This is a genomic window from Shewanella sp. GutCb (assembly GCF_002836135.1).
Taxonomy (GTDB): Bacteria; Pseudomonadota; Gammaproteobacteria; order Enterobacterales; family Shewanellaceae; genus Shewanella.
On sequence record NZ_PJBL01000025.1, the window covers coordinates 245,119 to 257,198 of the forward strand.

At 41.3% G+C, this 12,080-nt stretch carries 7 protein-coding genes and 2 pseudogenes; 4 read left to right on the top strand and 5 right to left on the bottom strand.

Annotated elements, in window-relative coordinates; translation table 11 throughout:
* Nucleotides 1-33: 33 nt before the first annotated feature.
* Nucleotides 34-597, bottom strand: coding sequence for a DUF1415 domain-containing protein (locus tag CXF86_RS15370; RefSeq protein ID WP_101092252.1), 564 nt, complete (start codon nucleotides 595-597; stop codon nucleotides 34-36).
* A gap of 20 nt (nucleotides 598-617) precedes the next feature.
* On the bottom strand, nucleotides 618-1,211 hold the full coding sequence (locus tag CXF86_RS15375) for a LysE family translocator (RefSeq protein WP_102039422.1): 594 nt from the start codon (nucleotides 1,209-1,211) through the stop codon (nucleotides 618-620).
* 753 nt (nucleotides 1,212-1,964) lie between these two features.
* Between CXF86_RS15375 and CXF86_RS15380 the strand changes: the two genes are divergently transcribed.
* A complete protein-coding gene (locus tag CXF86_RS15380; protein ID WP_102039423.1) occupies nucleotides 1,965-4,874 on the top strand; it encodes a M9 family metallopeptidase in 2,910 nt (969 codons plus the stop codon).
* A gap of 240 nt (nucleotides 4,875-5,114) precedes the next feature.
* On the top strand, nucleotides 5,115-5,684 hold the full coding sequence (locus tag CXF86_RS15385; protein ID WP_232775080.1) for a DUF4136 domain-containing protein: 570 nt from the start codon (nucleotides 5,115-5,117) through the stop codon (nucleotides 5,682-5,684).
* Nucleotides 5,685-5,901: 217 nt separating this feature from the next.
* Here CXF86_RS15385 and CXF86_RS15395 read toward each other — a convergent pair whose 3' ends face one another.
* The gene (locus CXF86_RS15395) at nucleotides 5,902-6,720 is read right to left on the bottom strand and encodes a DUF2797 domain-containing protein (protein ID WP_101092248.1); all 819 of its coding nucleotides are present in this window, start codon (nucleotides 6,718-6,720) and stop codon (nucleotides 5,902-5,904) included.
* A gap of 74 nt (nucleotides 6,721-6,794) precedes the next feature.
* On the opposite strand from CXF86_RS15395, the gene CXF86_RS22780 reads away from it, so the two are divergent.
* Nucleotides 6,795-6,968, top strand: coding sequence for a hypothetical protein (locus CXF86_RS22780; RefSeq protein ID WP_180961082.1), 174 nt, complete (start codon nucleotides 6,795-6,797; stop codon nucleotides 6,966-6,968).
* Between the two features lie 244 nt (nucleotides 6,969-7,212).
* Nucleotides 7,213-8,354 (top strand): annotated as a pseudogene (locus tag CXF86_RS15400) (ISAs1 family transposase).
* A gap of 71 nt (nucleotides 8,355-8,425) precedes the next feature.
* Here CXF86_RS15400 and CXF86_RS15405 read toward each other — a convergent pair.
* The gene (locus tag CXF86_RS15405) at nucleotides 8,426-10,324 is read right to left on the bottom strand and encodes a S8 family serine peptidase (protein WP_102039424.1); all 1,899 of its coding nucleotides are present in this window, start codon (nucleotides 10,322-10,324) and stop codon (nucleotides 8,426-8,428) included.
* 37 nt (nucleotides 10,325-10,361) lie between these two features.
* Nucleotides 10,362-12,080: pseudogene (locus CXF86_RS15410) on the bottom strand (hypothetical protein); the annotation flags it as partial.

A 12,080-nucleotide genomic window follows, 5' to 3' on the forward strand; every position in this document is an offset into this window, starting at 1 on the left:
AATCCTTAACCACCCCCGTAAGGGCTATTGTTGTTAACTTTTTTTGCAGTGTGCTAGCAATTGTACAAAAAACTCGCTGCCCTTACGCTCGGCAAAGGCTATATTGCGCTCGGGTATCGTTTCAGGGTCATCGTAATTGGCTAACGCTAACTCCATGCTGACTTCGCGAATGATGTGTAACGTTGGATAGGGTGAGCGATTAGTGTAGTTTGCAGCTGCATCTTGTGCTTCGCCGTCAAAACAGTAATCTGGGTGAAAACTCGCTAATTGGTATTGCCCTTCATATCCCTGTTCAAATAATAGGTCAGTGGCGATATCGACAAGATCTAGATAGGGATAAAAGCCCTCAAACCCGCGCGGTAAGATAAATAGCGTGGTTTCTACCTCTTTATGCTCATCAAGATAAATACACTCTTGGATCAATGCCTGTAGCACTTGATCAAGCTTTGACTCATCGATAACCGCATAGCGAATGCTCGCGCGTTCAACTTCACGACGCGCAAAAGGGCAAATGTTGAACTTCATAATCACTTGCTTAACCCAATTTTCGGTTTGCGTGGCGACTTGTTGCAGCTCTGGGTCGATATTGTTGGTCATTACATACTGCCTATAGCGGGTTATGGCGCGATCATAGGGATGATTGAAAGCACAAGCAAGAGCGCCATGCTGACGTTAAATATTTTTTGCTGTCTTTGATTCTTTAGTATGCGTTTTAATGCCACGCCAAACCCTAGCCAGACAAACGCACTGGGCAGGGCAACACAGAAAAAGACACTGACAATGGTGATAACTTGTGGCGCAAGTGCTTGTTGCATCGTGGTAAAGGTGGCTATAGCGCCAATGCCCATTATCCATGCTTTAGGATTGACCCACTGAAACGCCGCCGCTTGGATAAAAGTGAGCGGGGTGACGGTAACCTTACCGTTCATCTTGGCACTACTATTGGCAATCAGCCAAGCTAAATACAGTAAGTAGCTAATGCCCACATATTTAACAATGACATGCAATATAGGGTAACTTTGAAATACCGCACTTAAGCCCAAGCCTATGGCTAAAACCATTGCCGGAAAGCCAATGCAGATGCCGAAGAGATGCGGCAAGCTGCGCTTTACACCAAAGTTAACCCCAGATGACATCAGCATAATATTGTTTGGGCCAGGTGTTATTCCCGATGAGAATGCAAATAATGCAATCGTTAAAATGAGTTCCATAGGTCCGAAAATCAGAATAGAAAGGCGCGTATTCTAACGTGATCGTGTGCACCGATCAAAACCATTATGAGTGGATTAAGGTCGTTTACCATTAATCAACTAAACCATATCTTTTTGTTATATATAAAATACAAAAAAACCAATACTGCATAATAAGTCGATAGCATTAATTTATTATGCGAATGTTGGCAGTGAATATTTAGGAGTGATTTTTTTGACATCGGTTATTGGCACCTTGGGGAAGATTTAACCGATGTAGTTTAGTCACTTGATTGAAATGGAACATTACAAGGGTAAAACACTAAAAAACATCAACTTTAATTTTTCATAAATATTGCAAACTCCTTATTACTTTTGGTTGGTACTCACGATTTTTTTGTGGCCTAAAAGCACACTAACAACCTGAGTACGAAAGTATGATGTTCTATAAATATACCAGCATTGTCGTAATATAACGGGCTATAAGCGCTGACTATCCATCCTCAAACTCCCACTACCTCAGTCATTTTTTTGACTCTTGACTGTTCATTCAGTGCAGATCGTTAAATGTGACTATCTGTCACTTCTTGTACGTTTTTTACACTTGATTTTGGATACTGTATAAATTATAAACTTAATTATCTTTTTAACAAAAGATTAACAATATGAAAATAATGCAGTAACAATATCAACGTCATGCCCTATAAAAGTCTGCTTATCACTTCCCTGAATCAGGTGGTTTGACGACATAGTCGCGAATAATTGGAGTCAAACATGTCAATAGAATCATCTAAGCCTCAAGCTCAACGAGGCAAGTTTAAAATTCACGTTTTAGCATTAGCTTGCTCAGCCATCATTTTCCCTGGTGCTGCGCTAGCGAACGGAGAAATCGCCCCCACTGCTAAAGAGGCTTCAAAGCCTGCGCATGGAAAAGAGCTCAACAACCGTTTTGAAAAAGGGGCCAATATTCCCGGTCAGAAAAAGGGCATTGAGAAAAGTCAGCGACAGATGCCTGCAAAGAGTAAGCAAGCAAAAAAGATTGAAGGGCCGATGGGTGTATCTGGTCCAACAGCGGAAGCTGAAGATAATGCCTGTAGTAGTGAATTTGCAGATTTAAGTGGCCAAGCACTTTTTGATTTTGTTAGGCAAGCTGAACTTTCTTGTATCTCTGAGCTTTATTCAAGAAATGATGCCGTATCCGTTGCAGCTTACCAACCTGAAAATGTGGTAGCGGTGGCTAATCAAGTAAGCAGTATGGCTGCGACTTATGACAGCCGTAACGGCGATGAAATGCGTAACCTTTTTTACTTCTTACGCGGTGCATTTTACATTGAGTTCTATAACGATGACTTAACTTACAGTGACACTCAAGCGGCTGATGCTATTTACAGTGCGTTGCTTGAGTATTCTAAGAACCCCTATCTGTTTGACCTTAGCCAATCGGCTGGCGATACGCTGTCGGAGTTTTTCACTTCATGGGCAAGTGCCGATCATATCTTAGAAAGTGTGCCTGTTATTACCGATTATTTGCAGAGGTTTAATGCAGACTTTTTGGCAAGTAACCGTCACCGTGCAGCACTGACCAGTGCACTTACTACGCTTTATTACGGTAGCTGGGAAGAAGAATACAACAAGAAGACCATGGATCACGATGAGTTGATTGATGGGCTACTCAACATCGCCACCTCTGAGTATATTTACAGTTCAGCTTATCAATATGAATCGACCGACGCATTTCATGAATTTGGTCGCTTCTATGAATATCAAGAGTACTGGAACTTGCCAGAGAGTCTAAAAACACGCCTCAACGAGGGCGTGCAGTTATACATGAGCAAATTTGAGCGCATGTCGGCTGAGTGGGCCGATGGGGCGGGTTACCTCGATTATTACAATCCTGGTGAGTGTGAGCAGTTTGGTATTTGTGGCTGGGAAAAAGAGTTAGAACAAACAGCGTTACCAATCAACTACAGTTGTAGTGACACGATTTATATTCGCGCGCAGCAGCTCTCAAACGACGAACTGCAAAGCTCTTGTGATCTAATGGGCAGTGAAGAATCGCTATTTCATAATGTGTTAGCCACGGGCTATCAGCCTGTTGCCGATGACTTAAATGAAAGTTTAGAAGTGAACATTTTCGATAGCTATGATGATTATGCACAGTATGCGGGGGTGATTTTTGGTATTAGCACTGACAACGGTGGTATGTACTTGGAAGGCACGCCATCTGAAGTCGGTAACCAAGCTCGATTTATTGCTCACGAGGCAACGTGGACAGATGAAATTCTAGTGTGGAATCTGCGCCATGAATACGTGCACTACCTCGATGGCCGATTTAATCAATATGGTGCATTTAATTACTTCGATATTAATACGGGTAAATCTGTTTGGTGGTCTGAAGGATTAGCTGAATATATTTCTAAGCAAAATCGCAATGACGGTGCTATCGATTTAGGCCGCTCTCAGGCTTACAGCTTAAGTGAAATTTTGTCTAATACTTATGACTCTGGTTCGGAGCGTGTTTATAGCTGGGGCTACTTAGCGGTACGTTTCTTATTTGAAAATCACAGAACGGACGTAGATGCACTGCTGGTGCTTGCTCGTGGCGGTGATGCTGATGGTTGGTTGGCTTATATCGACAATACAGTGGGTCAAAACTATAACAGTGAATGGAATACTTGGTTGGCGTCTGTAGACAGTAATGACGATTCAATCGATACCGGTATTGTAGTCCCCGTGGATTCAGATGGTGATGGCGTGATTGACAGCCAAGATGCATTCCCATTTGATGCAAGCGAAACCACGGATACTGACGGCGATGGTGTTGGTGATAACGCTGATGTTTTCCCATCAAATCCAAATGAAACGATAGATAGCGATGGTGACGGTGTCGGTGACAATGGTGACCTGTTCCCAAGTGATCCCACAGAGTGGGCCGATTCCGACGGTGACGGTATTGGTGATAATGCCGACACAGACGGCCCTGTTGAGCCCGTTGAACATTGCGGCGTGGCAACCATTAGTGATGGAAACTTAACCAAAGATAAGATCGAGTGTGTTAGTGGCGATGGTGTTAACTACTTCTATACCTACATCGAAGAAGACAATACCGCGCTTTATATCTCGACTGCTGGTGGTGAAGGTGATGTCGATGTTTACTTCAACCAAAACATTTGGGCAAAGCCATCGGCTTACACCGCAAAAGCTGACACAGTGGGCAATAATGAACAGCTAAATGTAATTGCTAACCGTGGTTGGGTCTATATCAGCCTCGTTGCCAGCGAAGAGTATCAAGGTGTTAGCCTAAACGTTAGTTTGACTGACGGCGACGTAGGTATAACCCCCGTCGCTGTTGCAGATGCTTGTGCAACTCAATCTCCCTATAGCTATGGCAGTGTGGAGTACGGTGCAGCAATTTGTATTGCCGATGGGCACTCAAGCTATTACTTCTATGTCCCCTCGGGAACAGAAGAGATTAGTGTGGCAAGTGGCCATGGTACGGGCGATGTAAACCTTTACGGAAATAGCCAATCTTGGGCGAATTCAAGCTCGTATGAGGTGAAGTCTGAAAGCCAAGGTAACGTAGAAAGTCTTACGATTACAGCGCCTGTTGAAGGTTGGTACTACATTAGTGCAGATGGCGCACCATCAAGTGACGGTGCAAGCTTAGTTGTGGATATTAAATAGTGACTTAACCCATTATTGATATTCCATGGTTAGATCCAAAAAATAACCGACTCACTATGAGTCGGTTTTTTTATTGTGTTCGACAAAGTATCGCAGCCCGGTCTCTTCAGCGAAATGCTGTTATTGGCTTCGTGATAGAGACAGCTAGAACAGATAATGGGTGCAATTGTTTTTAGGTCAGGTTAGGTTAATGTTTCAAATGTTAATCTGTGACGTAATCTTAGAGATGGATTTTAAAACATGATGATAAAAAACTATGTAGCAGTTATGTTGATGGGGTTAATGGCGTTATCGGGCTGCAGCACTTCTGCAGCAACGGATATCCCCACCACTCGGACCACTATGGTCACTAGCGGGGATCTATCTCTGCTTACTAGTTCTTCAAAAGTATTCGGTTGGCACCCAACGATGTCTGCGGTTCACGCGAGCGACAAAGTTGATGACCAAGTCGTGATTGCACATATGCGCCACGCCATAACTCAAGCATTGCAAGCGAAGGGATACCGTCTTGCGACTCAATATGAAACACCCAGTATTATCGTTGGCTTTGGTTTAGCGCTTGAATCTGAAATGGATGATAAAGAGATCTTAAAAAGAGCGGGTTTAGTGCCAGGATTATCAACCCATGGGGTTGATGATAAATATGAAAAAGGTTCGGTACTGGTGGCTTTCTTTTCGCCGTATAGTCCTATGCCAATTTGGCGAGTATTAGCGCAAGGTTTTACCGAACTCGATAACAAACCCGAAGAGAGAGAGCAACGCTTTGAGCAGCTATTATCGCGAATGCTAAAACCGATCCCGACAGTATAAGATTAACTTTTCATACGGCCTCTGACTAATGCGGCTATGTGCTCGCCTTTAAAGGGTCATGCCTTAACCAAAAGACGAGTGACGTCGCGTGAATTAATTGCCTCAAGTGACTTAATCGATGATCAAATCCATAAAAACGCCCTGCAGTTGCAGGGCGTTTTTAGTTGTGCCGATCATGTAAGTGCGAATGTAAGCCCCCAAGATTCAGCAAGTTAACTTAGTAAGCTACGCTGATTTCATACGAACCAAACTTACGAATATTGATCACTCCAGTATCAAAGATCAGATATTGACCTTTAATACCTTTTAAAACACCCGACACTTCAGGGTTCTTATCAAAGTTATGTGAGGCAATCTTAGTGGGAAACTCGTTCACTGGAAAGTGGATCTGTTGGATGGGCTCATCAAGTTTTGACACTGCAAATTCACCATGTTCAGCGGTGATTTCAGCCAAACGCTCAGTGATTTGTGGGATTAAGATCGCGGCTTGCTGCTTGAGATCTAAATTGTCAGCATTGCCCTTTAACATGGTGCGCCAATTGGTTTTATCTGCAATCATTTCCGCTAAGGCTATTTCGACTAAACCTGAGATGAAACGGGTCTCAACTTTAAAGATCGGTAGACCTTGAGTTGCGCCTTGATCTATCCATCGTGTTGGCAATTGGGTATGGCGAGTGATGCCCACTTTAATGCCCGAAGTGTTAGACAGGTAGACATAATGCGGTACAAAGCAGTTAGCTTCTCCCCAAGATGGCTCGCGACAAGTTCCCGCCGCAAAGTGACACGTTTCTGGCTTCATGATGCACATATCGCAGCTAGCGAGCTTTTGCATACACACATAACAATGGCCCTGCGAGTAGCTCTTTTTCGTTTTCTTGCCGCAGTTACAACAGAGGATCTTCCCTGTATGGGTCAGCGTAAGTTCAGAGCCAATAAGTGGATTTAAATCGAGTAACTCATCGCCGACGGGTAATTGATATTGCACCAACTGATTCTCATCAAGGTGACTGCGCATTTTTCTGAGTGTTCCAAGCATGACATTTCATTTTTTATAAGTATTTGGCTCTAGTCTAACAGAATGTTAAACCCGTCTTGGAATGGTTTTTTCGATTGCTAAAAGAGATAACACGCAGTAAATCGATAACGATTATGTTATTACTCGATCTGTTTGGTAGTGGTCTTGTTCGAAACAGTTTGTTTGGCACGCCAGAGCAAGCTGGTTGTGCAGCCGCATATTGTGGTGATTTTGTCTGCCAGATAGCTAAAGACTTGATGTTTGATTGACACCATTATCTAGAACAGGCAGAGCTACAGCGAAGGTTATTCGAAATGCTAAGTAAGGAGTGAATAGCGCGCCGGTTTAAAAGACATCCCGCTAACTTAGTCATGTTAGTGGGATGTCACTGGGACTAAAAGCGGCCGTTTATAGAGGCGCCAATCGCAAAACCATCGGGGGTGTTGTCCCCAGGGTAAGATCGTGAATGTTATTTGAGTCACTCTAGTAAAAAATTGACCTGATCAACTGCTTATGATCTTATACTTCTTTTTAAGGAGTCAGACTAGGTATATCGAATCATTCAAACAACATTTTAGCGCGATTAACGACCACCGCCAAAGTGCAAAAATCACCTATCCATTGTTCGATATACTGTTCGGTTCTCTGTGTGCGGTGATTGCAAGTTCAAATGGTTGGTTCGATATCCGAGAGTACATTCTAGGTCACCATCATTGGTTCAAAACGCAGAAAGTGTTTACTTATGGGATCCCTACTGACGATACAATAGCTAGAACCATTTCAGTGATTAATCCTGAAAGTTTTAACGCGTGTTTCCAGATTGGTTGCAATCGTTTTACCAGCTGACAAATGGAGAAGTCATTGCGATTGATGGAAAACGCTACGCGGCACATATAATCGAGACGACCGAAACAGCACTATCCATATGAACAGTGCCTATGCTTCAGAAAATAAACGGGTACTCGGCCAATTAAAAGCAGAGCAAAAAAGTAATAAAACCACGGCAATTTCAGCGCTTTTAAAAATGCTCGATTTACGCGGAGCGTTAGTGACCATCGATGCTAGGGCTGTCAAACTCATATTGTTAAAACGATTATCGACAACGGGGGGATTACCTGCTTGCTGTAAAAAACAATCAAGGCAACTTAACTAAAGCGGTAAATAAAGCTTTTAAACAGCATCGTTCAGCAGGCATATGTAATGACCATTTCAATATAGAAAAAAGTCATGGTCGTATTGAAAATCGAACGTGCTATGTTTTAAATTCAGGGAAACTGGAAGGTGATTTTTCACGCTGGAAAGCACTCAAATTCATCGTTATGGTTGAAAGTTTTAGGGCAATGAAAGGTAAGTCAATAAGCCTTGAATATCGTTACTATATTAGTTTGAAAGCGTTATCAGCAGAGCAAGCTTTGAGTGCTACTCAAGAACATTGGGGTATTAAGTCAATGCTCTGGGTATTGGATGTCAGCATGAACGAAGATACGTGCCAGATCTATAAACATAATGGTGATGAAAATCTAGTTTTGGCTCTTATCATGCTTAGAAAAGAACAAACAAAGCTCAGTATCGTTGCCAAAAAAAAGCATTGTTTAATGAAGCCTCAACATCTAGAAAAGGTTTTAATCGCTGGATTATGTAGCTCGACTAAATAATGAACACTCATGCGGTCGGCCTGCTAGCTCCCCCCCTAATAGAAAGGGGGTAGCCAGTACATATTTAACGATTAGTCACCACATATACTAGGGGCTTCAGTCTGACTTAAATCTATTTCAGCGATTTCACCACAAGCACCATTCTTACAAGATTGGATAGCTAAACGAGAGTAATCAGTCATATCAACAAGTGCTTTAGGAAGTTGTGTAGTAATTACTTTGTCAAAATTAACTAAATCAATACTTCCTGTTTTATTTGTTTGCATTACTTTGTAACTAATACCCTCAACAGCATGTTGAATAGTACCAAACTCGATATTATAAAACCCACAAGCATTAGGGATAACAGTTAACATAGTGGCGACATAAGCAGCATCAACAGTAGAATCATAGTTTTCATAACGATGTTTAATAGTTGAGTCACCAACACTTAGAGCATCACTAAACATTGCATTATAGGCGTTAGCTACACCTGCGCCATAACCTAGTTTTGAAGCTCTTGTAGCTTGATTGCTGCTATTAAGCTCATAACGCTTTGATGTATTAAGCACCATAGCCTCTCGTTCTTTAGCTGATAAGTCAGGGTGAACCAGCTTTAAAAGGGCTAAGATACCGACAGCATTAGGAGTGGACATTGATGTGCCAGTGCTAAAAGTGTAGCAATCATCATGGGTATCAGATACACCACAATTAGCATCTGTACCATAAAAGGCTGTACTCATTGCTGCGGTTGTAATTTGTTCACCAATAACAGATACATCAACGAATTGACCATAATTACCAAAATCGCTCAATTCGCCAATTAAGCTATTAGATGTTACAACAAATGCACCGCCACAGTTAGCAGGAGTTACATACGTAGTATCTGTAGCTTCATTACCCGCCGCAATTACAACGCTAACATTCATTTCATAAGCTTTTTCAATGGCACTCTTCATATAACCATTAGTTTCACAACTCAAAGTTGATTTACCACCAAGGCTCAGATTAATAATATCAACGGGAGCAGAAATAGGCGCAACGTAACCAGAATCGCCCTCTGACAAGCTGCCATTGTCATAAAGACCTAGTGACCAATAAATCCCGTCAGCAATGCCAGAAATACCACCCGCACCACGATGACCTAGTACCTTAACTGGAATAATCTCTACGCTATTGTGTGGAACGATACCAACCATGCCAACGCCGTTATTAGCAATGGCTGCAATCTGACTTGCAACCTTTAATCCATGACCGTTGATAGCAACACGATATACTCCATCACCTTCATCACTCCATAACTTATCGGTTGCATCATTATTGTTAACCTGCGTTAGAAGCTCACTTTCAGCACAAACAAGATCACCGCCTTGATTGGTTTTATCAATTTTTGAACACAATTTAGCATAATCGTTGTAAAGAAAAGATGCTTCATCCTCTGACCAATTAATATCTTCATGTTCAAACTTACCTGTGTCTAAAACTGCTACACGCACTTTACCATCAAAACTATTGTGTGCCACGGCATAATCACGAGCTTTTAAAATATTAGATAACCCCATTCGCCCAGATTCTTGTTCATCTAAATGTTCTTCTTGAAGATAAAGAGGATCATTGAACTTATCAACAACGAAAGAAAGAGTGCCAGCATCACCATGTTCTTTTTTCTTTAAAAAAGAAGGGTTGATTGCTTCTTGGGTTGGGTTTGGCAATGTAATAGAACCACTAAGTTCAACATAAGTAAAAGAACCGGAGTTTAAAAGTGTTGTGACAGCCAACTCACCATCCCCACTAACTTTAATTAAATCAAATGTACTTTGAAGCGGTTTAATTAATTGAATATTTAAACCAGTTTGTTCGGCAATTTCAGCAATTGCATCTACTTTGTGAACATTAACACCATCTTTCCAATTGACAATTAAATCACTGGCATTAGCTGAAATAGAAATCGAAGTAACCATGGCTAGTGTAGAAAAAAGTGAGATTTTCATTTGAAATATACTCTTAATAATAAGGAGATAAAATGCTTTAAAAGCTAATCGTTTTATTTGCCATAGCAACTACTAATTGTAAAACTTTATACTCAGGCTTCCAAATCCAGACACTATTTTCATCATAAGAACCATAAGCTGAATTGCCAATGAATCGACTGTATAGCCCATTACCTAAAGATAGCATTGGGTCTAAATCGACTCTGCCAAGTTCAAATGTTGGAACGGCTGCTTTTAGTTGTCTTGTGAGGTTTTCAATGATTGTAATAGTTGTCTGACCATTAACAATAGTAAAATCATTTTCTTGAACTTCTTTAATATGATTAATATTGTATAAAGCAGCAGCATAATTATCATCGTTAGCATAATGATTAACATCAGCAAACTTCGTTTCAGTTTCGCCTAGATTACAAATAAAGCCCTCTTGAGCAGTGTACTCTCCATCTAAATAACCTGAAAGATAGGTAGCATTTACAACATATCCAGTCTGAGTAGCACTAAGCATACAGCCAAGAGTTTCTTTAGATGTTGTTTCAGAAAAAGTTCGAGAATCAGAAAGTAATAGGCGATTTTCCATAGCGTCTTCTTGAGACATAGTACCCGTCATTTCTAAAGCATCAATTAGGAAGTCACCTAAGCGCTCTAACTCTTGTGATTGAGTTACATAACGTTGAGCGAGAATAAGTTCTTCTTCCAGTGATAACTCTTGAGCCGTTGAAGCACCTTTTACATAGACCATAAATACTGTTCCAGCTAAATCTTCAAATGAGTTTGTTGTGTAGATAAGAACGTTGAAAGTTTCAAAAGTAGACCCCTCAAGAGCAGTCAATGAATAAGTCTTGTTGGCATTGTCATAAGAAAAAGAAATCTTAGAAGCATCACCTTCTAACACTGTAAAATGACTGTTTTCATCAATAACAACACTATCAGGATCAGAGCTGTTTGCTGAAACAATATCAAACGTTTGAGTTTCGCCCTCTGTTAAAAATACAGAACGTGGATTAGTGATAAATGGCGAACGGAAAGACCAGCGAACATCGAGAGTGAAATTCAGTTTAACGGTCGTTGTCCCATCGGTAACAGTTAAGACCCCAGTATAATCACCCAAGTGATTAAAAGTAGAAGCAATAACAACTTGATTGTTTTCAGCGTCAACATTAAATGAAGGAATATCAGCGCCATCAGAGCCAGAAAGTTCGACAGTGTAAGTAAGTGCATCTTTTTCTACAGAACCTAGCTCAACGTCAAAATCATAAATTGCAACAGCGCCTTGAGCAATTGACAAGTTGGCTGCGTCAGCATTTAACCAAGAAGCAGAGTAAGCAACATAATCAATCTCGTCTTCAACATGAAAGACTGTTACGACCGCAAAACCACTTGCAGTATCAATACCATCTGTAACCTTGACAGTTAGTGTTGCAACCTCGTCAGCTTCAACATCCAAAGTGGTAATAATTAAAGCACCATCTTGAACTTTTCCAATAACGTTGCTTGAACTTGAGCTAACAGAAAATGTTAAGGCATCACCGTCTTCATCGGTAGCGTTAACGGGAGCGCTAATAGAGCTATTTTCATTTAGAGAGAAAGTAGTTGTACTTAAATTTAAAATAGGTGCATTGTTTTCGACTGGAGGCACAACGACTGGAGGCACAACGACTGGAGGCACAACGACTGGAGGCTGAACTACAGGCTTATCATCACTGCCTCCCCCACACGCATAAAGAAATACAGATAGCGACAGAAAAGATAACAATCG

Excerpts from the sequence above, each read along its gene's own strand:
- CXF86_RS15370 (WP_101092252.1), bottom strand. The coding sequence starts at position 597 with ATGACCAACAATATCGACCCAGAGCTGCAACAAGTCGCCACGCAAACC.
- CXF86_RS15375 (WP_102039422.1), bottom strand. The coding sequence starts at position 1,211 with ATGGAACTCATTTTAACGATTGCATTATTTGCATTCTCATCGGGAATA.
- CXF86_RS15380 (WP_102039423.1), top strand. The coding sequence starts at position 1,965 with ATGTCAATAGAATCATCTAAGCCTCAAGCTCAACGAGGCAAGTTTAAA.
- CXF86_RS15385 (WP_232775080.1), top strand. The coding sequence starts at position 5,115 with ATGATGATAAAAAACTATGTAGCAGTTATGTTGATGGGGTTAATGGCG.
- CXF86_RS15395 (WP_101092248.1), bottom strand. The coding sequence starts at position 6,720 with ATGCTTGGAACACTCAGAAAAATGCGCAGTCACCTTGATGAGAATCAG.
- CXF86_RS15405 (WP_102039424.1), bottom strand. The coding sequence starts at position 10,324 with ATGAAAATCTCACTTTTTTCTACACTAGCCATGGTTACTTCGATTTCT.